This is a genomic window from Flavobacterium limnosediminis JC2902, assembly GCF_000498535.1.
In the GTDB taxonomy this organism is placed as follows: Bacteria; Bacteroidota; Bacteroidia; order Flavobacteriales; family Flavobacteriaceae; genus Flavobacterium; species Flavobacterium limnosediminis.
In genome coordinates, this window is record NZ_AVGG01000017.1 from 78230 (window position 1) to 102915 (window position 24686).

Sequence of the window (24686 nt, forward strand, 5' to 3'; positions counted from 1 at the left end):
AAAATTGAAATAATCGCCTATATTTTAAGGGTTTGTTTTTAAAACGAAATTAGGCATTGAGTAATGTTTCAATGTCAAATTTTTTCATTTTGAGGAAGGCTTCCACAACTTTTTGCGATTTTTCCGGATTGTTCATCAGATTTTCTAAAATTTCAGGAATAATTTGCCATGAAACGCCGTACTGGTCTTTCAGCCATCCACACATACTTTCTTCTCCGCCTTCGGTTAGTTTTTCCCAGAAATAATCAATTTCTTCCTGATTTTCACATTCCACCACAAAGGAAACCGCTTCGTTAAAACCGAATCCCTTTGCCAGACCGCTGTCCATAGCCATAAAAACATTTTTATTGAGTCGGAATTGCGCGTGTTTGACTGTTCCGGCAACATCATGGTCGTCTTCAGTATATCTGAGGATGCCAATAATATCCGAGTTTTTAAATACCGAAGTATAGAAGTTAATTGCCTGTTCCGCTTTACCGTGAACATTTTCGGTGAACATTAGTGTTGGTGTAAATTTCTGACCCACATCGGCTAATTTTCCAAACGATAATTGCCAATTAACACCAAATTTATCCTGCACCCATCCGTATTTTTCACTCCACTCATATTTATCCAATGCCATGAGAACCGATCCGTCGTCAATGAGAATGTTCCAGGCTTTCATGAGTTCTTCTTCGGTTTCACACACCACAAAAAAGGAAATGGAAGGGTTTATTTTAAATAGAGACCCACCGTTCAAACACATGAATTTTTGTCCGGCCGATTCAAAAGTCACCACTATCGGATTTTCGGCGGTAATTTCAGTATCATTGAAAACGGTGCAGTAAAAAGCAGCGGCGTCTTTAGCCTGATTGTCAAACCAAAGACAAGGATAAATCGGATTTTTCATTTTTCAGGTTTTATTGTTTCGGGAATTTGCTGATATCCATATAAAAAACTTCCCAACAATGACCATCAGGATCTTCAAAACTGCGCTGTTGCATAAAACCGTAATCTTTGGGTTCGGAATATTCAACGGCACCGGCTTTTACTGCTTTGTCTGCCATATCATTCATTTTTTCAGTACTTTCAAGTGAGAGGGAATTGATAACTTCGGTAGTTTTCGACGTATCGGCAATCTCTTTTACGATAAAATATTTAAACTTCTCATGCGTTAGCAGCATTACGAAAATTTCCTCGCTGAAAACCATGCAGGCTGCGGTTTCATCTGTAAACTGCGGATTGTTGGTGAAACCGATTTTGGTGTAAAAATCCATTGCTTTGGCGAGGTCTTTTACCGGAAGATTGATGAAAATCTGTGATTTCATGTAGTGTGATTTTGTATTTAGTTAGATTCCGTATATTTTTTAAAGTTGTTCAGTATGGATTGCCAGCCGCCTTGTTGTAATTCTACTGAGTTGGTTTCTTCTGCTTCAAAGCATTCTGTGATGACTGTTTCAATACCAACAGTTTCGAAATGAATCTGAACCTTCCGTCCGTCAGCAATGGTGTAATCGATAAATTTGTTTGTTTTAATTTTGTCGTAAATGCCTTCAAAATCAAATCCGAAACTTCCGTCTTTAGCTTCCATTCTGAAACTGAATTTACCTTCAGGGCGTAAATCATTACTGGCGTGAGGAGTATGCCAGTCGTCAGAGGCATTATTCCATTTTGTAATGTGTTTCGGAAGCGTCCAGAATTCCCATACTTTCTCGACGGGAGCATTTACTTTTGCAGAGATTGTAACAGTGGTTTTTTGTGTTGTTGTCATTGTATCTTGTTTATAATGAAACGAATAGTGAACGAGTGTCATAAAATTACGATACTTTTGGCAAGCGATAAAACATAAAATGTACTTTTGTAAAAAAAAATAGTCAATGCACCGCCACTTTTTGCTTCACAAGCCACACGGTTATTTGAGTCAGTTTATCTACGAAAAGAAGCGCTCCAAGAAAAAATTAGGTGAACTGTTTCCTTTTCCCGATGGAACCATGGCAATCGGCCGTTTGGATGAAGATTCCGAAGGATTGTTATTGCTGACTACCGACGGCATGATGAGTGAGTTGGTAAGGAGCAAAACGGTCGAAAAAGAATATTTTGCACAAGTGGATGGCATCGTAACCCAGGAAGCTATCGAACAACTCAAAAATGGAGTGGAAATAGGTTTTAAAGGGATTCGTTACACCACCAAAGAATGTAAAGCAAGAATAATTACTGATTTACCCGATTGTATTGGAGAGGGCAGACGTATCCGCGATGAACGCCACGGTCCGACCAGTTGGCTTTCGATTACGCTGACGGAAGGAAAATTTCGGCAGGTTCGTAAAATGACCGCGGCAGTAGGTTTGCCTACCTTGCGACTGATTCGGGTAAGAGTCGGAACAATTGATTTACACGATTTAAAAGCCGGAGAAGTTTTGGAAGTCAGTGATTTTCAGGTGGCAGTTAGCAGTTAACAGATATCAGAAGGCAGATAGCAAATTCCAAACAACCAAACAATCAAATAATCCAAAAGTCAAATATGTTAAACATCGTTTTAGTGGAACCTGAAATCCCCAACAATACTGGAAATATTGGCCGTTTGTGTGTCGGAACCGAAAGTAGACTGCACCTGATTCATCCGTTTGGGTTTGAGATAACCGATAAAAACCTGAAGCGTTCCGGATTGGATTATTGGGTACACCTGGATTGGCATCAGTATCAGAATGTGGCCGAATGGAAAGCGCAAATACCTGATTTATCGAGAGTATTTCTGATGAGCTCCCACGCCGAACAATCGTACCTTGAAGCGGATTTTCAGGATGGTGACTGGTTGGTTTTCGGAAAAGAAAGCGTTGGTTTGAGCGATGAGGTTCTTCGTCAGTTCGAAAATCATCTGACCATTCCGATGTCGGATAAAATCAGAAGTTATAATATCGCCAATTCGGTTGCTTTTGTGGTAGGCGAGGCAAAACGTCAGATTGGCCTGAAAAAATAATTGTATGGCAAGTCGCAATCCGTCAATCGATATACTGAAGTTAGGGCTGTCCTTTCTGATTGTGGCATTGCATATTTTTCCGGTTTCAGGATTAAAAGGAGTTTCCGGAATACTTTCCTATGAAATTGTTAACGGAATAACACGCATCGGTGTGCCGACATTTTTTATTATTTCCGGTTACTTTCTTCGGAACAAAATAAACGATAAAGCCTATCTGATGAAATACGGCAAGCGAATTCTGTTCCTCTTTATTGTCTGGCAGCTTATTTATCTTCCTGACCTGATTCGATTTTACAATTTAGGAAGATTTTCAACTTTTGATCTGATTTTAAAACTCGTTTATGGGTATTGGCATTTGTGGTACCTCATGGCAACAGTTGGTGGTGTGCTGTTGTTGTACTGTCTGAGAATGAAATCGGTACAACAAAAAATAATAGTAGCGCTCTTTTTGTTTTTTCTTGGATATGCGTTTCAGTTGGCTTATAAGACCAATTTGTTAAATGATTTTCCGGCTTTGAAACTCACATACGAAGTAATGGGAACATCTCGTAATTTTATTTTTATGGCATACCCTTTTTTGGTATTGGGTACTTTGTATGAGTATTGGAAAAACACTGTTTATAAAATCCGTTTTTTGTTTGTGCCTTTTCTATTGCTGTTGTTTCTGGAGTCGTATCTGTATTATACCTTAAAAATTGGAGCTTTAGATTTTCTGATAACGATATTGCCTTTGAGCTCGCTGTTGTTCTCATTGGCAGTTGAAAATAAGATGGCTTCCGTTCTTCAAATACCTTCAACCCTTTCGCTAGGCGTTTATTTGTGTCATCCTTATGCGGTTCGATTGGTTTATGAATTCTTGCCTCAAAAAACGTTTGGATATGTTTCGCTCAAATATGTTTTGATTTGTCTTTTGGCTATCGCATTTTGGTTTATCGTGGAAAGAATTAACCGTAAATTTTCTTACTTCCTGTAATTATTTTTTTAAATTTGGATCTAATCAAAAAACTTTAAAAAATATGGCAGCAGTTAATCCGTACATTACCTTTAACGGTACATGCGAAGAAGCATTTAATTTTTACAAATCGGTTTTTGGAGGAGATTTTGCTTATATAGGTAAGTTTAAAGATATGCCTTCCGAATATCCGATGGCGGAATCTGAAAAAGAAAAAATCATGCACGTTTCCTTGCCGATCGGAAATACCGTTTTGATGGGAAGCGATGCGGCAGAAGGTTTTGGTGGGGATTATAAGGAAGGTAACAATATCACGGTTTCCATTAATACAGATAGTGAAGAGGAGGCAACAAGAATTTTTAACGGACTTTCTACAGGCGGAAAAGTAGGTATGCCGTTAAATAAAACGTTCTGGGGAGCTTATTTCGGAATGTTTACCGATAAATTTGGAATCAATTGGATGGTTAACTACGATTACGAACAAAAATAATTTCTGCAACTATCAATATAAAGGCCCTATTTATCGGGCCTTTTTTATTTAAAAAAACTTGGTTGATTTTGTTACGTAACGGGCTATCGACAGCTATCATGGAAATCTTTGTAATAAGATTGTATAAGTTTAAGACGTGTTGAAAACTTTGTTTTAAAATTTGAGGTAATTTCGTACTTTTGCTGTCTTGGCTATTTCGAAATACCTTTCATTAAGTAACGGAAAGGTATGGTGTTATGGTTAGTGTAAACAATTTGTATGCAATTCGACAAAAAATCAAAACCATTATTTATGACAAAAAATCTAATCTTATTCCTTATTTTGGGAATAGTAACAGCTTGTTCCAAAGATGATTCTTCAGAGAACACAACACCAACAACAACAGCAACAATAATTTTAAAGGACGCAGGTGGAAACGCTGTTCCAAATGTTGAGGTTTATGCTTATGAAGAAAATAATTGGATTTTGAATAACGATAATCCATCTTTTGCTGATTTCACAGTCACTTCAAACAGTGAAGGAAAAGCCATTTTCTCAAATATTGATGTAAATGACAACTTTAACGAAAGCAATAATTATTACAATAATTTCAAATTTTCTGTTCATTATACTTTAGATGGAAGTGACATAGCTAAAATTGTAGCAATTCCTTTTAACAAAAATGATAACAAAACTGCAACTTTGATTTTAAATTAATTTTTACCGCCATGTTGATTTGTTGAATTGCATACTTATCGAAAAATACTGCATTCAATGCCAATATCACAATTGGCACACGAGCATATCGATCACTGAAGGAATCTATAAGATCGGATAAATTCGGAATCAACTGGATGGTTAACTACGATTACGAAAATAAATAATCATGATTATCTAAAAGCTTCCAGCCTTTCAAAGGCTGGAAGCTTTTATTATTGGAACAATTCATCAAAGAAATCCAACATGGCTCTCCAAGAGCGTTTATCAGCTTTTTCGTTATAGGCAACGCCTTTGCTTTTGTCGCTTCCGGCGTCTTTATGGGTGAACGCGTGAACGGCATCGGCATAATACACCATTTGCCAATCGGCTTTTGATGTACGCATTTCCTCCTGAAACGCTTTTATCTCTGCTTCGGGAACAAAAAAATCATCGGCACCATGAAGTACTAATACTTTGGGTTTTATCGTTTCAATAGTTCGGGAAGCATCACGACCCAAGCCGCCATGAAACGAAACGATACCTTTAACATGCATATTGGCTCTTGCGGCTTCCAAAGCACCAGAACCTCCGAAACAATAACCGATTACGGCAATCTCATTGGGATTCGCGCCGGATTTTATCAGTTGTTCCAAAGCCAACTGAATGCGTTTCTGGTATTCTTTATAATTGGTTTTGAAATGACCGGCTTTTTTTCCGGCCTCTTGTGTGTTGGTTGGTTTATTCCCCACACCATAAATATCGGCTACAAAAGTATAATACCCTAATTTTGAAAGCGATTCCGCTCTTTCTTTCGAATTGGCATCAATTCCCATCCAGGCAGGTAAAATCAATACCCCGGCTTTTTTTGGGGGACTTTTTTTCGGGGTTCCGGAAAGACCTTCCAGTTTTTGATTTCCATCAGTGTATGCAACCGTTTTCAGTTGTGCCTGAGTTAGTACTGTTGTTGAGATAGTCAGTATTAAAGCAAGAAATGTTTTTGTTTTCATAATCCGAATTTTGAAGTATAAAGTTACAAAAACTTTCAGTAGTTTTATTGGTCTCTAAAATACTTAAAACTTTGTATTTCAGTATTTTTTTGCTTTACTCAGGGAGGTGAATTTAGGTTTTCGTGAACCGTTTTGGCGTTACAGCTTCTGAAATATTTTTTTTGTCACGCATTCACAAATTGAAACTAATTAATTTTTGAAAATTTGTGAATTCGTGGCTGATATCTAGTTTGTGGTTGACTTTTAGTTTATAGCAGTTTAGTTACCGGATGATAAATTTCCCCTTTTCAGCATCAAAAAAGATGTGTTCGTCTTTGAAAATAGTATTGAAAGTTCCGTCTGAAATTAAATTGCAAGGTTCATTCTGAACTACCTTTTCGGGAGTCATCACAATCATCTCATCGCTTAACTGAATGGCCAGATCAACATCGTGCGTGGAAAATAAAATGCATTTCTTGGTTTCGTGGGTTAGCTTTTTCAGTAATTTGAAAAGCGCTACTTTATGAACCAGATCTAAATGCGTGGTAGGTTCATCAAGGATAATCAGATTGGTGTCTTGTGCCAATGCCCGAGCGACCAATACGTTTTGCAGTTGTCCGTCGCTGATTTCGTAATGCTTTTTGCCCGAGAGATGTGTTATTTGCGTCAGCTCCATGGCTTCATGAACTTTACGGATATCTTCTGCGGATAATGTTCCGATCCAATTCGTGTATGGCTGACGGCCAAACGCGACCAATTCAAAAACAGTTAAGTTACTCGGCGGTAATTTTTCGGTTAAAACGATGCTGAGGTTTTGTGCCAGTTCCATCGGTTCGTAATCGGTAACCTTTTTTCCATTCAGAAAAACATCACCTTCCAATGGTTTCTGAATTCCGGTAATGGTGCGCAATAAAGTCGATTTTCCGATTCCGTTGGCACCAATCAAAGCGATCAGTTTTCCTTCGGTTAATGTAAGATTCAGGTTATCAGCAATGACCGTTTTCCCGGCTTTGGAAGTGTAGCCAGTAGAGAGGTTATCGGTATGTAAGATTGTTTTTGTCATCGGATAAAAAATTCTGAATACTGTTTACTAATTACTGTCTTCTGCTACCTGACCATTGAATACTGACCATTGCTTCAATTCATCATTTTTCGTTTCCGAACCAAAAGCCAAATCACCACCGGAGCCCCAATTAGCGACGTTATGGCATTTATTGGTAAAGTAACTTCCATGCCCGGCATTTGGGAAACCACATCGCAAATCAGCATGGTTGCCGCGCCGAGGAGTAGCGTACTCGAGTATAAGACGGAATGATTACTGGTTTGAAACAGTAATTTAGCAATATGAGGCACCGCCAGTCCGATAAAAGCAATCGGCCCTGCAAAAGCCGTGATGCTTCCGGTTAAAACACTGGTGGCAAATAAAATGATTAGTCGGTATCTTTTGAAATTTAAACCCAAACTTCGGGCATAATTTTCACCCAGCAGTAATGCATTTAAAGATTTTATGCTGAAAAGACTCAATAGTAAACCGATAAGCACGCAAACCGTCAGTATTACTATGGATGTCCAGGATAAGTTGCCTAAATTCCCCAATGACCAGAAAGTGAATTTCTGAAGTTGCTCGGCCGAACTGAAATAAGTCAGTATGCTTACAAAGGCATTGGTGAAACTGCTGAACATAAGTCCCATGATTAATATGGCCATCGTGTCGCGCAAACGTTGCGAAACCAAAAGAACCGCAAGTAAAACAACAGAACTACCAAATATGGAGGCCAGAACCAAACCATAGGATGAGAGCAGGATTGTACTTAAAAATGGAGGCATAAAACCCGCGCCCAATATGACAAACGCCACACTTAAACTGGCTCCGGAGCTTAAACCCAAAACATCTGGTCCGGCAAGCGGGTTTCGAAACAACGTCTGCATTAATAATCCGCTGACGGAAAGTCCCATTCCTACGAGAATGGCGGTTATGGCTTTCGGTAAACGATAATTAATGATAATATATTCCCAAGTCGATTTACTTGCCTGGCTTCCGGTTAAACTAGCGAAAACCTCTTCAAAAGGAATGGTAACCGAACCGAAACTGATATTAACCAGCAATAGCGCAATTAATCCTAAACCAAGGAGAGTAAATAAAATCGTATTTCGTTTTCTGTTGGCCAATTTAATTCGGTTTTTCTAGATAGACCTGACAGGTTTTTAAAACCTGTCAGGTCTGAAATGTTTAAATATTAATTTAATTTCTGAGCAAAAGTAAGTGTGTAGTCCGGCAACAATTCCGGGTGGAAGATCTTGATGAAATCTTTCAAAACCAGATCGGGTCGGCTTGGTCCCGATTCATAATAAACGGTTCCTCCGGTCGCTCCCAGTTTCGCTTCAAAAGTATAAACGTTTTTCTTTTTAAAAGCGTCGAACTGACTGTAATGCGGGTTGCTTTCTTCCAGCTCCGCCAAGGTTTTATAAGGTCCTGCGGCAATCCAACATCCAGCATTTTTTGCCTTATCCAGAATGTTCTCGAAAGATAATCCCAGGCTTCCGGTTCCTTCCAGGTCTTTCCAGAGATAATCCGCTTTCGCATCTCTTAAAAATTGGGCTACCCAACTGTTCCCTTTAGCAACATACCATTGGTCCTGATACATTGAACCATATAAAACAGTGGTTTCCGCTTTACTGTTTTTAACCGAATCCAATGCCTGATTGTAATTTTTTACAATATCGTCAAATAATTTTTTGCCTTCTTTTTGTTTTCCGAATAAAGCTGCGTACAGTTTAATCCATTCGGCTTTTCCAAGCGGGGATTGTTCCATCCAATCGCCCTGAATCATAACTTTCAATCCGCTTTTTTCCAGATTTTGAATCATCGGATTGTTGTTGTCCACTCCGAAAGTCACGATTAATTCCGGAGCCAGTTCGATAAGTTGTTCCATATTCAGTTTTTCATTCTGACCTACGTTTTTCACCAAACCTTTATCGATTAATGCACGGGTTTTTTCGGAAGAAATATAATCGGTATGCGGAAAACCTACAAGTTTGTTTTCAACGCCCAACATTTCCAAAAAAGGGACATTCGTGGTGGATGTCACAACAATCGATTGCAAAGGCACCTGAATGGAGAGGTGTTGTTGCAGACTGTCAGGGACTACGGCGTTTTTTTCTTTCAGAACATAAGTGAAATCCTTATTCGCATCGGGCCACGGATTCGTCACTTTCACTACGGAATATCCATCGTATTCATAAATGGCTAGCCCGCTGGCGTATTTGATGGTGTTTTCTGCAGTTGTTATTTTAACGGAATCCGTTTTTTCGTTGTTCTTGCATCCGACCAAAGTCAGAAGAAAGAACACAAACAGCATTTTATAAAAATAATTCTTCATTATGTTGTATTTCGATGTCCGCAAAGGTATAAGAATTTACAAAAAAATCCTGCTTATTTTCTGAGCGTAAAAAACGCACAAATAGTATCTTTACGGCATGAATGTCATAAAAGTCAAAAAATGCTCTACCTGTGGAACAGCCTTTAATTGCGGAGATACACCGGAAGGAAGCAAATGCTGGTGCAATGATTATCCGCCTATTTTTACTCCAACCGATGTTATTGATTGCCTTTGTCCGGGTTGTTTCAAAAATGCCTGTGCGGTAAGAATTGAGGAATATGTGGCCACAGTTTCACCGGAATCCGCATTGGAAAACAGAGCGAAAGACCTTCCGAAAACTACAAACCTGATTGAAGGAATTGATTATTACATCGAGAACGGAAACTATGTTTTTAAAGCCTGGTTTCACTTAAAACGAGGACATTGTTGTGAAAACGCCTGCCGTCATTGTCCGTATGGTTTTGAAAAACAGCATTGAGGTAAGTTAGAAAAATGCCTACATTTACTATAAAAACATAGGAATCATGATAGCGAATTTACCACCCTATATTTCAGCTGTTTTTGCACTGACCACAATTGCAACTTTGCTGCTTTTCCATCGGATAATTAAGAATTCGGATGATGAGGCAATACGAAAAAAAGCAAATGGTATTGCATTAGTTTTGGTTGTTTGGCTGGCGCTACAGGCGGTTCTGGCACTTAACAATGTTTACAATTCGGATCTTGATTTTTTTCCTCCCAAAATTGCAATTTTTGGCGTTTGGCCAGCAATTATAACGATTGTTGTTTTGTTTGTTTCAGCGAAAGGAAGACGATTCATAGATTCGTTGCCGTTGGTAAATATCACGTATTTGAACACGATCAGAGTTGCCGTTGAGATAGTTTTATATTGGCTGTTTCTGAATAAGACGATTCCGCAGTTAATGACTTTTGAAGGTCGGAATTTCGACATCCTTGCCGGACTCACAGCACCTTTTATTGCTTATTTCGGATTTACGAAAGGTATATTGAACCAAAAAATTATCTTAGCATGGAATTTTATCAGTCTCGGACTTTTGGCGAATATTGTTATAAACGCAGTACTGTCATTACCAACGCCAATACAGCAGTTCGCCTTTGATCAGCCTAATATTGCACTCCTGAATTCCCCTTTTAATTGGTTGCCCACTTTTATTGTTCCGATTGTTTTGTTCGGACATTTGGTATCTATCAGGCAGCTTTTAAAGAGAAAATAGAAGCAAGAGACAAGAAGCAAGAGGCAAGAAGCAAGAGGCAAGAGACCAGAAAATAGAAAATAGAAAATAGAATAAGATTAGATATATAGATGATTTACTTAATAACAGGTGGGGAGCGCTCCGGAAAAAGCAGTTATGCCGAGAATTTGGCAAAAGAATTATCAGAGAAACCAATGTATGTGGCCACCGCGCGAAAATGGGATGATGATTTCCAGAAGCGTATCGACCGCCATCAGAAAGACCGAGACGAAAGATGGGTCAACATTGAAAACGAAAAGAATATCAGCGAAATTGATTTTTCGGGTAAAGTGGCTGTTGTTGACTGCGTAACACTCTGGCTGACGAATTTCTTCATCGATACCAAAAACGATGTGCAGGCAAGTCTGGAGCAGGCTAAAGCCGAATTCGATAAAATCGCGGCTCAGGAAAATACAACTGTCATTATCATTACCAATGAAATCGGGATGGGCGTGCATGCGGAAACCCATATCGGCCGTAAATTCACCGAACTGCAAGGTTGGATGAACCAGTATCTGGCTAAAAACGCCGATGAGGTTGTTTTAATGGTTTCCGGAATTCCGGTAAAAATAAAAGAGAAGAAATAATTTATTGTTTTCAGCTTGCCCGAAATCATAAGTAGTGATTAAATGAAATGACAGATTTATACGAAATTTTACAATCGCGCCGTGACACACGCCATTTTACCAATGATGCAGTTCCCGATGAGGTCATTGAAAAAGCATTACAAGCTGGGCATTGGGCGCCTTCGGTTGGTCTGACTGATGCTACAAAATATTATTTGATTACATCCGATGAAATAAAAAAAGCAATAAAAGAATTGTTTCTGGAATATGATGCAAAAGCCGCCAGTCAAACCGATAATCCCAGTCAGAAAGAGCAGTATAAAAACCTGAAACTGGAAGCTATTGAAGAGGCGCCACTGGGTTTGGTCATTTGTTACGATCGCTCGGTTCTGAATAATTTTACCATTGGGACTGTCGGAAGTAATGAAGCGATAAAGTTCAGCGCCGTTTGTGCTGCCCAGAATATATGGCTTTCGTTAACGGAGCAAGGATATTCGATGGGTTGGGTTTCGATTCTGAATTATTATCAGTTTAAAAAATTATTGGGCTTACCCGAAAATATTGAACCACTTGGGTATTTCTGCATCGGAAAACCCGCTACGAACTACGACAACCAACCGATGCTGCAACAATTGCATTGGAAACAGAAATCGGAAAAACCTTTTGTAGAGAAAATTTCAATGCTTCATGAAAGCGAGAATGAAAGGATATTGACGGTTGATGAAGATGGTGAAGCAGTGTCAGCCGAATTCGAATCGTCTTTACAACATAAAATCGACAATAAAACAAAGCCCACCGGAGCTTTGGGAATATTGGAAGTTTTGGCAAAGCAAATCGGAACCGTTTTTAAAACCCTGGAACCGAAAATCATTCAGCCGAATATCGTGGTTTTTGCTGCCGATCACGGAATTGCCAATCACGGTGTAAGTGCGTATCCGCAGGATGTGACAAGACAAATGGTTGCCAATTTTCTGGAAGGAGGCGCGGCGATTAACGTATTCTGCAGACAAAATGATATTCAGTTATCGATAGTAGATTCTGGCGTGAATTACGATTTTCCACCCAATTCGAATCTGATTTCTGCAAAGATTGACCGGGGAACAAAATCGTTTTTACAAGGCCCTGCCATGAGCAAGGAACAATTGGAACTTTGTTTTGAAAAAGGAAGCGAAATTGTTTCGGCCATAGCAAAAAAAGGAAGTAATTGTATCGGTTTTGGTGAAATGGGCATCGGAAATACTTCCACAGCTTCTGTATTGATGAGCATCATTACGGGAATTCCAATTGAAGATTGTGTTGGAAAAGGTACCGGTGTAAACGATGAGAAACTCCGATTCAAAAACGAAATTTTAAAAAAAGCGATTGATACTTACTCAGGAAATGAGTTCTTAGATGATAAATTGGCTTACTTCGGAGGATTTGAAATTCTTCAGATGGCAGGCGGAATGCTCGAAGCGTATAAAAACAACATGCTGATTCTGGTAGACGGATTTATTTGCAGTGTTGCTTTTTTAATTGCTTTCAAAAAGAATCCCTCGATTATAAAGAATGCGATTTTCAGTCATCAGTCAGCTGAACAGGCGCATATTAAACTGCTTAATTATTTGAATACGAAAGCGATTCTGCAACTCGACTTGCGTTTAGGTGAAGGAACAGGTTGTGCGGTTGCGTTTCCAATTATACAGTCGGCTGTGGCTTTTTTGAATGAAATGGCTAGTTTTGAAAGTGCGGGGGTGAGTAATAAGTAGGCAGATTGCAGGCAGCAGAAGGAAGAAATCAGAAGGCAGAAGATAATCTAAAATAATAATAAAAGCAGAGTAAACCGTGTTCGAATCAAAATGAAGAAAGAATTACATATATTTTTTACAGCATTGATGTTTTACACCAGAATTCCGTGTCCGAAAAACATTGATCATAATCCTGATTATCTCAACAAAGCGTCCCGCTATTTTCCATTGGTGGGTTGGATTGTGGGGAGTGTGGCGTTTGGTGTGTACAGTGTTTTTAATTTTCTGATGGGTTCAGAAATTGCGGTTTTATTTTCGATGATTGCATCCATTTTAGTAACCGGAGCTTTTCATGAAGACGGTTTTGCCGATGTTTGCGACGGTTTTGGCGGAGGCTGGACCAAGGAAAAAATTCTGATGATCATGAAAGACAGTGCGATTGGTGCTTATGGTGCGATTGGAGTTGTCTTATTGTTATTGATGAAGTTTATGGCAGTAAGTACGCTTTTTAGAAATACAGAAATTGCCTCTCTGAATTTATATTTCGTTTTTTCATTACTGTTTGTAACCGCGCATTCCATAAGCAGATTGGCGGCAGTTTCCATAGTTTTTACGCACCAATATTCCCGAGAGGATGCTTCGAGTAAGAGCAAACCCATCGCTCAGAATTATACCTGGCGCGAAGTGCTGGGAGCTTTCTTTTTCGGATTGTTGCCGTTGGTTGTTTTGTCGTATTTTCAATGGCAATTGCTTTTGGTGTTAATCCCGGTTTTTGTTACCCGATTTTTTATGGCGCGTTATTTTCAGAAGTGGATTGACGGTTATACCGGCGATTGTCTGGGGGCAACTCAACAGGTTTGTGAAGTAGTTTTTTATCTCTCAGCTATCGCGATATGGAAGTTTATTTAGTGCGTCATACCGAAACCGTTTGCGAAAAAGGGATTTGTTACGGTCAGGCCGATGTTGGTTTATCGGAACCATTCCTGCATCAATTTGAAATCATTAAAAATCAGATTCCTGAAGATGCGGTGATTTATTCCAGTCCGCTGCAACGTTGTACGGTTTTAGCCGATTATTTATCAGGTGCCAATTATCAAACCGATTCCAGATTGATGGAAATGAGTTTCGGCGATTGGGAAATGAAAAAATGGGATGCCATTCCGCCAGAAGAAATCAACCCGTGGATGAATGATTTTGTGAATGTGAAAGTTCCTAATGGAGAATCATTTACCGAATTATATGCCAGAGTCATTGATTTTACAGAAATAGTCCTTCAATCGGATAAAACAAAACCGATTGTTCTGATAACCCATGCCGGTGTGATACGAAGTGTTTTATGCAAAATATCCGATTTGCCTTTGAATGATGCCTTTCAGAATAAGGTCGATTTCGGACAAGTGATTAAAATCATAATGATATAAAATGAAAACGACATCAAAATAAAGATGCCGTTTTTTTAATAAGACTATTTTTTTATGATTTTATAATTGCTGCTTTTCCCATTTTCGAAGTCGAGTTGTAAAAGATACATTCCCGAATTTAATTTAGAGGTTTGCGTGTCCAACTCGCTTTTTTCAGTCGTTTTTATTAATTGTTTTCCAGTTACATCAAATAAGGTATATTGACTGATTTGCTCTTGATTTTCGATTTTGAAAGTTGTTGTGAATGGATTAGGGTAGATCGAAAAAGTGTTTTTATCAAACTCAGTGTTATTTAAAAGGTATATAGCAGTTGAATATTGAGTGCTTCCTGCCTCGATAACAGTTGTATAGTTGTCCAAAGCGGTTTTAAGCTGTACATTATCGCAATTGCAAACTACGTTATAATAGCGTAACAAAGGATGGTGAGATTGCAGATGGATAAGCCTGCGTATAGTAAAAAACATTATAATTTTGAAAAATTTGATTCAAACCTGCATCATTTGTGGTTATAATATTGTTGGAGCTTCCTGTTGGAATACCAATTCCCTGAGTTGCAATTTTCGTTTGAACAGCGTCTTTGAAAATGCCATAACTTGAAATCACTGCTTTTTCAACTACAGAGCTATATGTATTTAAGGCTGCGATAAATTGGTTAAGGTCTCCTGAAGCATAAATTTCCATCATTTTCATGCTGTAATCCGGATAAGGGTGTCCTGCTTTGTGTGTGTAATTATAAACGCCATAGGTCTGGAAAATTGCATTGAGCCCTGGATCACTTGAAGTTGTCACAGGGTTACCACAACAAGAACTACCACCAACAGGATTTCCTACCTGTGGATTCACCAATCGAATATCTACAACAGTTTGCCCAAAAGCGAAAGTCGTAAAAAGTAAAAAGAGGATTATTTTTTTCATAAAGAAAAAATTAATTTCAAATGTACGAAAAATACGGATGTAATACTATGTTGCTTAGCAATTTGATTTAAGATACGAGCGGATTTCGGATCGGTTGTTAAAATTCATTTGTAAAATTAACTTCAAAATAAGAGGCGAATAAAAGTGTTTTTTTTAGTTATTGTTTAAAAAAACTTTCAAAAACAGCAACAAGGTTGCATTATTGATAATTATAACTTTATATTTGCGCTCGATTAAGGTTGTGATTTACTTTTTTTTAAATCGCATTAAAAGGGAATTAGGTTCAAAACCTAAGCTGTTCCCGCAACTGTAAGCTATAAAGCTTGTTGTTAACTACAAAACCACTGTCCGCCAAGGCGAGATGGGAAGGTAAACAACAGGACGCAAGCCAGGAGACCTGCCTTTTTCTTAACGAATATCGAACTTTCGGGAAAAAAGGTTCAGAAATTATGACTGCGAAAAAGCTACTTTTATTTTGTTTTTTGTTTTTGTGCCAATTAGTTTCGGCGCAAAATGACTCTATAACAAAATTAGAAGAATTGATAATTTCGGATGTTTACCTGAAGAACAATCAATCGCAATCGATTCAGGTCCTTACGGATTCGGTAATCAATAAAAACCAACCCTCACTTACCGATTTGCTGAAATATAACAGCGTTATTTACTTTAAGGAATACGGTCGCGGTATGTTGTCTACAGTTTCTTTCAGAGGAACAACAGCATCGCAAACGGCGGTAGTCTGGAATGGAATCAACATTAATTCGCAACTCAGCGGCAGCACCGATTTTAATACCATCACAACAAACGATTTTAATTCCATCAGCGTAAAAGCAGGTGGCGGCAGTGTGATTTACGGCAGTGGTGCCATAGGAGGATCGGTTCATTTAAACAATGATTTGGTTTTTAAAAAACAGTTCTGCAACGATTTCAGAATAGCTTATGGCAGTTTTGCGACTCTGGGAACGAATTACAGAATGGTGTTTTCGAATGAAAAGTGGAGTTCGCAAATCGGATTTTCGTATAACGGTTCGGAAAATGATTACCCTTATGTGGGATTATATACATGGAAAGGGGAACAGCGTAAAAATGTAAACGGGCAGTATGAAAACACGAGTGTGAATGCCAGTTTAGGATATAAAATCAATGCGAAGAATAGTGTCAAGTTTTACAGTCAGACTTCCAATACCGACAGAAATATGGCTTTGGTTTCAGAGTCGGATACCAAAACGAAATACATTAATGGTTTCAGTCGGAATCTGATTGAATATCAAACGACACAAAACAAATTGACTGCCAATTTTAAAACGGCCTACATTTCTGAAAATTATCAGTATTTCGGAGATATCAATAGCGATTATTTCAGTTTCGGAAAAACAGAATGCTTTATAACAAAATTTGATTTCGGATATGAAGTGTTGGAAAATCTAAAACTTAACGGTGTTGCAGATTATAGTCATACCAACGGCTATGGCACCAGTTTTGGGAATAACGTAAGGGAGATCGGATCGGTTGCCTTGCTGGCACAATTTAATCCGATTCAAAAATGGCAAAGTGAGTTCGGTATCCGTAAAGAAATCACAGATAATTATCAGAGTCCGTTATTGTTTTCGTTGGGAACGTCTTATGCTTTCAGTAAGTTGTATACGTTGAAGGCTAATTTTTCAAGAAACTTTAGAATTCCGACTTTCAATGATTTGTATTGGGAAGAGGGAGGAAATCCGGATTTAAAACCGGAAAGTGCTTATCAGGCCGAAATCGGAAATGTTTTTTCGTATAAAAAAATCACATTGTCGCAAACGATGTATTATATGAAAATAAGAGATTTACTGCGCTGGGTTCCGGGAGATGGAAGTTTCTGGTCACCACAAAATACAGACAGGGTAAACTCTTATGGTACCGAAATTTTGTTAGGATGGGCAGCGAATTACGGAAAACATTATTTCAATTTAAACGGTACTTACGCGTATACCATTTCGGAAAATGAGGCAACCGGCAAACAACTTTTCTTTGTGCCGTTTCACAAAACAACGGCTTCCGTGGCTTATTCCTATAAAAAGTTGTCGGCAAATTATCAGTTTTTATATAACGGATTTGTTTATACCAGATCCGATAACGATCCCAAAGAAATCATAGAAGCCTATAATGTATCCAATATCGGAATTGATTATGATTTCGGATATTTTACCTCTTCAAAACTGGGTTTTCAGGTGTTGAATTTATTTAACGAAAAATACCAAAGCCTTGAAGACAGACCTTTACCCGGTAGAAATTTTAATATATACATTAACCTTAAATTTTAATAATAATGAAGTTCAGTAAGTTTTTTTTAGTTGCTCTGGGGAGTATTTCAATGTTTGTTTCGTGTACCAATGACGATAGTGATTCAACAGTTGATTCAGGTGCGTATGAAAATGGTGTTTTTATTCTGAATGAAGGTTCGTCAGGACAGGGTTCGGTATCTTATTTAAGTAGTGATCTGACGAATTTCACTCAGAATGTGCATGAAATAGTTAATCCCGGAGATTTGTTTGGGCAGTATGTGCAATCCATGTTTTTTAATGGTGACTATGCTTATATTATTGCAGGCGGATCCAATAAAATTAATGTGGTAAACAGAAAAACATTCAAATTGGTTGCGAAAATAGAAACGGGTCTTGCAGCGCCGAGATATGGTGTTGTGAAGGACGGTAAAGCTTATGTTGTTAATGCGAATACATATGCAGATTTCGGAGCTCCAGCCGATGCAATAGGTAATACGGACGATTATGTGGCTGTTATCAATCTTGCCACGAATGTAGTGGAAACAACAATTCCTTTGAATGCTACAGGAAACAGAATCCTATTGGAAAACGGAAAATTATACATTTCAGAGCCATACAACAATTCCAATATTCTGGTTGTTAATCCAACGACTAATACACTTGAAACGCCTATAAATGTTGGTTCTGATGCAGATACCATGGAAGTGAACAACGGATTTTTATATGTGTTAAGAAGTCCATACGGAGGACCAAGTGAAATCGTAAAAGTGAAATTGGCGGATTCCAGTATGACTAATATTGTCTTCCCGGCTGAATTAAACGATGCTAAAAATTTAGATATCTACGAGAATAAAGTGTATTATACCGTTGACACCTCTGTTTATGCAATGGATGTAACGGCTTCATCAGCTTCAACTACTGCGATTTTAAGCTATCCATCTACATCGGCTTATGGAAAAATGTATGGTTTCGCTGTTAATAACGGACACATCTTTATCGCTGATGGTGGCGATTTTACGGCAAACAGTAAAGCATATGTTTATTCTTTAACCGGAACTTTGCATAAAGAAGTAACTGTGGGTGTTGGTCCAAACGGTTTTTATTTCAATAACTAAGGAAAAAGGACATACGATTTTTAGTAGTAATTAACCATTATCAGTATGTTTTATCCCGATGTGAAAGCGTCGGGATTTTTTTATTTTAAAAGAGTGCATTTTTTTTATTGTACCTTGTAACAAACCAATGAGTAGTTCGTCTAGATTGTATAAACCAACACCAAACCAATGAAATTATGAATCAGCAGGAGTTTGTGAATTTAATTTCTCCTTTTAAAGACAAGTTGTTTCGGATGGCAAAAAGGCTGCTCGTGAGCACCGAAGAAGCCGAAGACGCAACACAGGAGGTTTTGGTGAAATTGTGGAAAAATAATAATGTTCTGTCGAATTATTCCAGTGTGGAAGCTTTCGCAATGACGATGACCAAAAATTACTGTCTCGATCAGTTAAAATCGAAAAGGGCATCCAATTTGCAGATTGTGCACAATAATTATTCGGACCGGACGGCAAGTGTTCAAAAACAGATTGAAGATAAAGACAGTTGGGATTGGGTGGAAAAAATAATGGAAACCCTGCCCGAACAACAAAGGTTGATACTTCAGATGCGGGATGTTGAAGAATATGAGTTTGCGGAAATCGCAAAAATTATGGAAATGAGCGAAACAGCAGTTCGGGTTGCTCTTTCCAGAGCGAGAAAAGAAATAAGAGAACAATTGGTTAAAAAGCATAATTATGGAATTACATACAATTGAAAAACTAGTAGAAAAATACTTTTCGGGAGAAACCAGTATTGCCGAAGAAAAGCAGTTGAAAGAATACTTTTCATCCCCGGATGTGGCGCCCCATCTGGAACAATACAGAGCAATTTTCGGTTACTTCAAACAGGCAAAGCAAGAACAATTTACCAAAACGGTTCCATTACAACCCAGAAAACGAAGTTATGTAGCGTGGATTTCCGTAGCGGCCAGTGTGGCGGTTTTGTCAGGGACGCTTTACTTCATGAACCAACTATCGGAACAGCCTAATCTAAATCAGGATTTGGGTACGTTCGAAAGTCCGGAGGTAGCTTTCCAGGAAACGCAAAAAGCATTGCAGATGGTTTCGGAAAACGTAAATGAAGGCGTAAAAAGTATCGACTATATTAATGAGTACAATCAAACAACAAAAACAATCTTTAAATAATCAAAAAAAATGAAAAAGTTATTTTTAACCTTAGTAATAGCCTTGTTTTCATCAACACTATTTGCTCAGGCAGCTTTTGATAAGTTCGACGGACAGGAGAATGTAACATCGGTTATCGTAAACAAAAAAATGTTCGAATTGATGAGCAAGGTGAAAGTGGACGCTACCGATAAGGAAGCTCAGGCTTACATGAGTTTGCTTAAAAAATTAGAAAATCTGAAAGTGTTTACTACCAACAGTTCGAAACCGGCTTCCGAAATGAAATCAACGGTTAACAGTTATTTGAAATCCAATCCGTTAGACGAGTTAATGCGTGTTAATGATGGTGGGAAAACCGTTAAGATTTATGTGAAATCAAGCGCAAACGGCAATCAGGTAAAAGAACTGTTGATGTTCATCGAAGGAGCCAGCGCTAAAAACGAAACTGTATTGCTTTCTTTAACCGGAAACTTTGACTTGGAGGAAATCTCTGCGCTGACTGAAAAAATGAGACTTCCGGGCGGAGATTCCCTGAAGAAAGCTTCTAAAAAATAGTTTATGAAACGTTATATCTATTTGGGACTTTTTACAGCACTACTTTTTGCAGGTTGCGAGCAAAAGCCCACGTTGCAGAAGTATTTTGTAACCAATTCCGAGAATAAAGAATTTATTTCACTGGATTTGTCGCCAACTTTCATCAATGTCGATAAGGTAACGCTGACGAGCGAGGAGAAAGAGGCGTTGCAGGCATTTGAGAAAATTAACATCCTTGCTTTCAAATCCGATTCGTTAAACCAAAACAGGTTTAATGAGGAACGGGATAAGGTAAACGCGATACTTAAAGATCAGACTTATCAGCAATTGATGAAAGTGGGTTCCGGTAAAGAAAGCGGTGCGATTTATTTTGTGGGTCAGGACGAACACATCGATGAGTTTGTGTTGTATGCCAATAAAAAGGAAAACGGTTTTGCCGTAGTTCGGATTATAGGCGATGATATGAATCCGACCGATGTTTTAAATCTGATGCGTCTGATGCAGAAAGCCAATATCGATATGGAGCAACTCAAACCTTTACAAGCGCTGATACAGCCTTAAATAAAGCTGATACAGCCTTAAATAAAAAAGTCCCGATTTTATCGGGACTTTTTTATTGTTTGAAATATTTTCTTGGAAAAAGTAGCATCCCAAAACATTCACCGTCTTCTTTACCCATATGTTTATGATGCATTTTATGCGCTCTTCTAACCGCTTTGGCATAACGACTGTTAGCATTCCGGAACAATTTAAAACGTTGATGAATGAAAATATCATGAACCATAAAATAGGTTAAACCATAAACGAAAATACCAATACCGATGGCCAATCCGATGGATAGGATGTCAAATTTCCAAAGCAGGAAAAAAGTAATGCTGATGATGGCGTAAAACACAAAAAAAGCATCGTTGTGTTCAAACCAGGAATCGTGGTTTTTGCGATGATGGTCTTCATGCAAACACCATAAAAAACCATGCATGATGTACTTATGACTGAACCACGCCATGAATTCCATCAAGCAGAAGGTAAGCAGGAAAACTAATATATGTAACCACATAGCGTTGATTTTAAAGTAAATTTAAGCGATAATTTAAATAGCATTTAGCCAAAAGTCCTATTTTTTCATAATCAGGAACACGGATTCTCGTGTTTTTAATTTCCACGGAAGACGTTTTTTTTAATTTTGAAAGCAATTTTTTATAGTAAACATAAGCAGTGTAAACTCCGAATTTGGCTTCCAAAGGTAATTTTAGGATGCCTTTGAACCCGGCATCAAAATCAGCTTCGATCTCGGCAATAATCTGTTGTTTGGATTCTTCGTTTAAACAAGACAGATCGGTTTCCGGAAAATAGGTTCGGTTTAAATCCTCGTAATCGGCTTTAAGATCTCTCAGGAAATTCACTTTCTGAAATGCCGATCCTAATCGCATGGCAGATTCTTTCAATTCGTCATATTTTTTATCATTTCCGTTAACAAAAACCTTCAGGCACATCAAACCGACCACATCCGCCGAACCGTAAATGTATTCGTTGTATTCCTCAAAAGTGGTGTATTCCTTTTTGTACAGATCCAACTTCATACTTTTCATAAATGCACCGATTAATTCTCGGGGGATAGCGTATTTGTGAACCGTGTGCTGAAAAGAATTCAACACCGGATTCAGACTGATTTTGTTTTGTAAAGCTTTTTCCAGATCCTCTTCAAAATAGGAAAAAAGTTTTTCCTTATCGTAGTCATGGAAGGTGTCTACAATTTCATCGGCAAAGCGAACAAAACCATAAATGTTATAAATGTCCTGCCGGATAGCGGGCGCCAACATTTTAACGGCACTCGAAAACGAAGTGCTGTAGGCTTTCGTTACATTCTGACTGCATTCAAACGAAACCTTATCAAAAGTTGCTTTCATAGTTTTTGTTTTTCGGGTTTGTAGTGCTTTTTAATCAAATCGGAAACCAGTTTTCCTGAAATTAAGGAAGGAGGAACACCCGGTCCCGGAACGGTAAGTTGTCCCGTGAAATAGAGGTTTTTAACCTTCTTACTTTTTAATTTCGGACGCAGAAAGGCGGTTTGCAACAGCGTATTAGCCATGCCGTACGCATTTCCCTTGTATGAATTGTACTCTTTAATAAAATCGTTTACGCAAAAAGATTCTTTAAACAGAATTTTACTTTTAACCGATTGACCGGTAAGTTTTTCCAATCGGGTAATTATCTTTTCGAAATAGTGTTCCCGTAATTCGGGCGTATCTTCAATTCCCGGAGCGAGCGGAATCAGAAAGATACCCGTTTCTTTTCCTTCCGGAGCCGAATTGGTATCAGTTTTTGATGGAAAACTGGCGTAGAACAGCGGGTTTTCCGGCCATTTAGGAGTGTCATAAATATCCGATGCATGTGCATCAAAATCAACATCAAAAAATAAGGAGTGATGTTCGACATTGTTTATTTTTTTATCAAAACCAACGTAAAAAAGCAGGGAAGATGGCGCAAAGGTTTTTTTGTTCCAATAGGCTTCAGAATACGCACGGTATTTTTCATCCAGAAGCGTTTCCGTATGATGATAATCGGCGCCGCTTACGATAATATCGGCATCAATCTCCTGTCCGTTGACAACTATTCCGGAAGCTTTTCCGTTTTCGACAGTGATTTTTTCGATGTTGGCATTGGTGTGGATTTTCACTCCCAATTCTTTTGCCAGAGTTTCCATCGCCATTATAACGCTGTACATGCCGTTTTTCGGATGCCAAGTACCCAGTCCGAAATCGGCAAAATTCATGAAACTGTAAAACGAAGGTGTATCCGATGGCTTAGCACCAAGGAATAAAACCGGAAATTCAAGAATCTGAACCAGTCGTTTGTTTTTGAATTGCTTTCGGATATCACGGGAAATGTTACCGAAGAATTGTCCGATTTTCAGCGTTGTTTCCGGAGTAATCAATTCTAAAGGCGATTCTCCCGGACGGTACACCAAATCTTTAATGGCAATATTGTAATTGCTCTGCGCTTCTTTCATGAAAGCTGCTAATTTTTGCCCGCTTCCTTTCTCGATGCTTTCAAAAGTGATGATGATTTCGTCTAAGTTATCCGCAATCGTTATAAAATCGTTTACATCAAAATACACCTGATAGGCCGGACTTAATTTGACGAGCTGATAATAATCGGAAGGTTTTTTATTGAAATCGGAAAAAAAACGCTCGAACACATCCGGCATCCAATACCAGGTCGGACCAATGTCAAAGGTGAAGCCGTCCTTCTTTAGTTGCCTTGCTCTGCCTCCAACAGTGCCGTTTTTCTCAAAGACAGTTACATCATTCCCTTCTTTGGCCAAATAGCAAGCCGCAGCCAATGAAGAAAAACCGGAACCTATTATGTGAATTGTTGTTTTCATATTTTGTTTAACAAATGTACGAAAAAGTTAAACAAAATAAGATTTATAAAATTATTTCTTTCGTAAGTTCTTCAAACGATTTATAAATGGTTGTTTTTGGTGAGATGTTCTTACTTTCAATATGTTCTGTCAATCTTCCGAACAACCATAAGTTTGTATCGGTATCGTTTAGTAAAGCGGTATTCACGTCAACGAGATATTGGTTTATTTCTTCGGGAGATGGTTCTACGGTAATGTAGCTCACAAAAGTTATCTTTTGAAAGTGTTTTTTAACTTCGAGTAAAGAGCTTATCGGAATGCTTGGACCTAAGTAAATGGTTTTGTAGCCTCTGTAGAGTATTTCGTAGTTCAGGTATAAAAGGCCTAATTCGTGAATTTCATTGGGAGGTAAGTATAATACAAACAGTTTGTCTTGTTGCTTTTTTTCAAGACTTTGCAGTTTTTCGGTGTTTATCAGTAATTTTTGTTTGATCAGATAGGATATGAAATGTTCGTGTGCCGGGCTTATGGTTTCCGTCTGCCACAATAATCCCAATTCTTCCAATAACGGAATGAAAACCTCATGAAAAACTTCTCTGAATGATTTTTCCTTTAATAGATCGTTGTAGTTTTTAAAAAACATGGCCGAATCGAAATTCATCATTGCCATTTTAAAAGAATTCAAGGCATGGTTTTTAGCGTTTTTTTCAGAGGCGATTTCGTTGACCAGTGCCGCTATTTTTGCGGAGTCAAGGTTTGCGAGTTTTGAAATTTTATAACCGTGCTGCAACAGCAGGCAAATGTTTAACAGTTTTTGAAGATTTGCTATATCATAACTTCTGATATTGGTATCAGTTCGCATAGGTTCCAGAATGGCATACCTTTTTTCCCAGATGCGAATGGTGTGTGCTTTAATCCCGGATAGGTTTTCCAGATCTTTTATACTGAAGATACTTTTGATAACGTTCATCTTTTTGTCATTTTCAT

The 24686-nt window shown here is 38.3% G+C and carries 30 protein-coding genes and 1 riboswitch; of the genes, 17 read left to right on the top strand and 13 right to left on the bottom strand.

Annotated features, from left to right (window positions below):
• Positions 1–49: 49 nt before the first annotated feature.
• The 3 genes from FLJC2902T_RS11270 to FLJC2902T_RS11280 are packed head-to-tail and all read right to left on the bottom strand — an operon-like array spanning position 50 to position 1750.
• The gene (locus tag FLJC2902T_RS11270; protein WP_023579923.1) at positions 50–889 is read right to left on the bottom strand and encodes a VOC family protein; all 840 of its coding nucleotides are present in this window, start codon (positions 887–889) and stop codon (positions 50–52) included.
• Between the two features lie 10 nt (positions 890–899).
• The gene (locus FLJC2902T_RS11275; protein WP_023579924.1) at positions 900–1307 is read right to left on the bottom strand and encodes a VOC family protein; all 408 of its coding nucleotides are present in this window, start codon (positions 1305–1307) and stop codon (positions 900–902) included.
• Positions 1308–1324: 17 nt separating this feature from the next.
• On the bottom strand, positions 1325–1750 hold the full coding sequence (locus FLJC2902T_RS11280) for an SRPBCC family protein (RefSeq protein ID WP_023579925.1): 426 nt from the start codon (positions 1748–1750) through the stop codon (positions 1325–1327).
• Positions 1751–1856: 106 nt separating this feature from the next.
• Here FLJC2902T_RS11280 and FLJC2902T_RS11285 point away from each other — a divergent pair, with 106 nt between their 5' ends.
• The 5 genes from FLJC2902T_RS11285 (at position 1857) to FLJC2902T_RS11305 (ending at position 5094) form a co-directional block, all read left to right on the top strand.
• On the top strand, positions 1857–2435 hold the full coding sequence (locus tag FLJC2902T_RS11285; RefSeq protein WP_023579926.1) for a pseudouridine synthase: 579 nt from the start codon (positions 1857–1859) through the stop codon (positions 2433–2435).
• A 65-nt stretch (positions 2436–2500) separates the two neighbouring features.
• Positions 2501–2956 carry a tRNA (cytidine(34)-2'-O)-methyltransferase gene (locus FLJC2902T_RS11290; protein WP_023579927.1) on the top strand — a complete coding sequence of 152 codons (456 nt, stop codon included), beginning with the start codon at positions 2501–2503 and terminating at the stop codon, positions 2954–2956.
• 4 nt (positions 2957–2960) lie between these two features.
• Positions 2961–3929 (top strand): acyltransferase family protein, encoded by a 969-nt coding sequence (locus tag FLJC2902T_RS11295; protein WP_023579928.1) that lies wholly within the window; start codon positions 2961–2963, stop codon positions 3927–3929.
• Between the two features lie 43 nt (positions 3930–3972).
• Entirely contained in the window at positions 3973–4398 is a 426-nt protein-coding gene (locus FLJC2902T_RS11300) for a VOC family protein (RefSeq protein ID WP_023579929.1), read from the top strand.
• Positions 4399–4689: 291 nt separating this feature from the next.
• On the top strand, positions 4690–5094 hold the full coding sequence (locus tag FLJC2902T_RS11305; protein ID WP_051364379.1) for a hypothetical protein: 405 nt from the start codon (positions 4690–4692) through the stop codon (positions 5092–5094).
• A 215-nt stretch (positions 5095–5309) separates the two neighbouring features.
• Here the strand turns inward: FLJC2902T_RS11305 and FLJC2902T_RS11310 are convergent, their stop codons facing one another.
• The 4 genes from FLJC2902T_RS11310 to FLJC2902T_RS11325 all read right to left on the bottom strand — a co-directional run bounded on the left by FLJC2902T_RS11310 (position 5310) and on the right by FLJC2902T_RS11325 (position 9442).
• Entirely contained in the window at positions 5310–6083 is a 774-nt protein-coding gene (locus FLJC2902T_RS11310; protein ID WP_023579931.1) for a dienelactone hydrolase family protein, read from the bottom strand.
• Between the two features lie 262 nt (positions 6084–6345).
• Positions 6346–7125, bottom strand: coding sequence for an ABC transporter ATP-binding protein (locus FLJC2902T_RS11315; RefSeq protein WP_023579932.1), 780 nt, complete (start codon positions 7123–7125; stop codon positions 6346–6348).
• A 74-nt stretch (positions 7126–7199) separates the two neighbouring features.
• Positions 7200–8231 (bottom strand): iron ABC transporter permease, encoded by a 1032-nt coding sequence (locus tag FLJC2902T_RS11320; RefSeq protein WP_023579933.1) that lies wholly within the window; start codon positions 8229–8231, stop codon positions 7200–7202.
• Positions 8232–8299: 68 nt separating this feature from the next.
• On the bottom strand, positions 8300–9442 hold the full coding sequence (locus FLJC2902T_RS11325; RefSeq protein ID WP_023579934.1) for an ABC transporter substrate-binding protein: 1143 nt from the start codon (positions 9440–9442) through the stop codon (positions 8300–8302).
• A gap of 97 nt (positions 9443–9539) precedes the next feature.
• Here FLJC2902T_RS11325 and FLJC2902T_RS11330 point away from each other — a divergent pair, with 97 nt between their 5' ends.
• From FLJC2902T_RS11330 to cobC, 6 genes are all read left to right on the top strand, one after another.
• Positions 9540–9920, top strand: a complete 381-nt coding sequence (locus FLJC2902T_RS11330) for a DUF5522 domain-containing protein (RefSeq protein WP_023579935.1) — start codon at positions 9540–9542, stop codon at positions 9918–9920.
• A 46-nt stretch (positions 9921–9966) separates the two neighbouring features.
• Positions 9967–10677, top strand: coding sequence for a hypothetical protein (locus FLJC2902T_RS11335; RefSeq protein WP_023579936.1), 711 nt, complete (start codon positions 9967–9969; stop codon positions 10675–10677).
• Between the two features lie 89 nt (positions 10678–10766).
• Positions 10767–11282, top strand: a complete 516-nt coding sequence (gene cobU, locus FLJC2902T_RS11340; protein WP_023579937.1) for a bifunctional adenosylcobinamide kinase/adenosylcobinamide-phosphate guanylyltransferase — start codon at positions 10767–10769, stop codon at positions 11280–11282.
• Between the two features lie 47 nt (positions 11283–11329).
• The gene (gene cobT, locus FLJC2902T_RS16075) at positions 11330–13009 is read left to right on the top strand and encodes a nicotinate-nucleotide--dimethylbenzimidazole phosphoribosyltransferase (RefSeq protein WP_023579938.1); all 1680 of its coding nucleotides are present in this window, start codon (positions 11330–11332) and stop codon (positions 13007–13009) included.
• Positions 13010–13099: 90 nt separating this feature from the next.
• A complete protein-coding gene (locus tag FLJC2902T_RS11350; protein ID WP_035678451.1) occupies positions 13100–13897 on the top strand; it encodes an adenosylcobinamide-GDP ribazoletransferase in 798 nt (265 codons plus the stop codon).
• On the top strand, positions 13882–14409 hold the full coding sequence (cobC, locus tag FLJC2902T_RS11355; protein ID WP_035678453.1) for an alpha-ribazole phosphatase: 528 nt from the start codon (positions 13882–13884) through the stop codon (positions 14407–14409). Before FLJC2902T_RS11350 ends, cobC begins: the two co-directional genes overlap by 16 nt.
• Positions 14410–14453: 44 nt before the next feature.
• On the opposite strand, the gene FLJC2902T_RS11360 is transcribed toward cobC, so the two are convergent.
• Positions 14454–14873 carry a T9SS type A sorting domain-containing protein gene (locus FLJC2902T_RS11360; protein ID WP_081712559.1) on the bottom strand — a complete coding sequence of 140 codons (420 nt, stop codon included), beginning with the start codon at positions 14871–14873 and terminating at the stop codon, positions 14454–14456.
• The gene (locus FLJC2902T_RS11365) at positions 14809–15324 is read right to left on the bottom strand and encodes a hypothetical protein (protein ID WP_023579942.1); all 516 of its coding nucleotides are present in this window, start codon (positions 15322–15324) and stop codon (positions 14809–14811) included. The genes FLJC2902T_RS11360 and FLJC2902T_RS11365 overlap by 65 nt, the downstream gene beginning before the upstream one ends.
• Before the next feature lie 219 nt (positions 15325–15543).
• Positions 15544–15743: riboswitch (cobalamin riboswitch) on the top strand.
• Between the two features lie 120 nt (positions 15744–15863).
• Here FLJC2902T_RS11365 and FLJC2902T_RS11370 point away from each other — a divergent pair.
• The 6 genes from FLJC2902T_RS11370 to FLJC2902T_RS11395 all read left to right on the top strand — a co-directional run bounded on the left by FLJC2902T_RS11370 (position 15864) and on the right by FLJC2902T_RS11395 (position 20896).
• Complete coding sequence (locus FLJC2902T_RS11370) at positions 15864–17624, top strand: TonB-dependent receptor plug domain-containing protein (protein ID WP_245594753.1); 1761 nt, start codon at positions 15864–15866, stop codon at positions 17622–17624.
• A 5-nt stretch (positions 17625–17629) separates the two neighbouring features.
• Complete coding sequence (locus tag FLJC2902T_RS11375; protein ID WP_023579944.1) at positions 17630–18700, top strand: YncE family protein; 1071 nt, start codon at positions 17630–17632, stop codon at positions 18698–18700.
• Positions 18701–18876: 176 nt separating this feature from the next.
• A complete protein-coding gene (locus tag FLJC2902T_RS11380) occupies positions 18877–19392 on the top strand; it encodes an RNA polymerase sigma factor (protein ID WP_023579945.1) in 516 nt (171 codons plus the stop codon).
• Positions 19373–19822, top strand: coding sequence for a hypothetical protein (locus FLJC2902T_RS11385; RefSeq protein ID WP_035678454.1), 450 nt, complete (start codon positions 19373–19375; stop codon positions 19820–19822). Before FLJC2902T_RS11380 ends, FLJC2902T_RS11385 begins: the two co-directional genes overlap by 20 nt.
• A gap of 9 nt (positions 19823–19831) precedes the next feature.
• Positions 19832–20356, top strand: coding sequence for a DUF4252 domain-containing protein (locus FLJC2902T_RS11390; protein WP_023579946.1), 525 nt, complete (start codon positions 19832–19834; stop codon positions 20354–20356).
• A 3-nt stretch (positions 20357–20359) separates the two neighbouring features.
• Positions 20360–20896, top strand: a complete 537-nt coding sequence (locus tag FLJC2902T_RS11395) for a DUF4252 domain-containing protein (protein ID WP_023579947.1) — start codon at positions 20360–20362, stop codon at positions 20894–20896.
• 52 nt (positions 20897–20948) lie between these two features.
• Here FLJC2902T_RS11395 and FLJC2902T_RS11400 read toward each other — a convergent pair whose 3' ends face one another.
• From FLJC2902T_RS11400 to FLJC2902T_RS11415, 4 genes are read right to left on the bottom strand one after another with little or no spacing between them, the layout of a single operon-like run.
• A complete protein-coding gene (locus tag FLJC2902T_RS11400; protein WP_023579948.1) occupies positions 20949–21392 on the bottom strand; it encodes a sterol desaturase family protein in 444 nt (147 codons plus the stop codon).
• A 10-nt stretch (positions 21393–21402) separates the two neighbouring features.
• Complete coding sequence (locus tag FLJC2902T_RS11405) at positions 21403–22242, bottom strand: phytoene/squalene synthase family protein (RefSeq protein ID WP_035678464.1); 840 nt, start codon at positions 22240–22242, stop codon at positions 21403–21405.
• On the bottom strand, positions 22239–23720 hold the full coding sequence (locus tag FLJC2902T_RS11410; RefSeq protein ID WP_023579950.1) for a phytoene desaturase family protein: 1482 nt from the start codon (positions 23718–23720) through the stop codon (positions 22239–22241). Before FLJC2902T_RS11410 ends, FLJC2902T_RS11405 begins: the two co-directional genes overlap by 4 nt.
• A gap of 43 nt (positions 23721–23763) precedes the next feature.
• Entirely contained in the window at positions 23764–24669 is a 906-nt protein-coding gene (locus FLJC2902T_RS11415; RefSeq protein WP_023579951.1) for a MerR family transcriptional regulator, read from the bottom strand.
• Positions 24670–24686 lie beyond the last annotated feature (17 nt).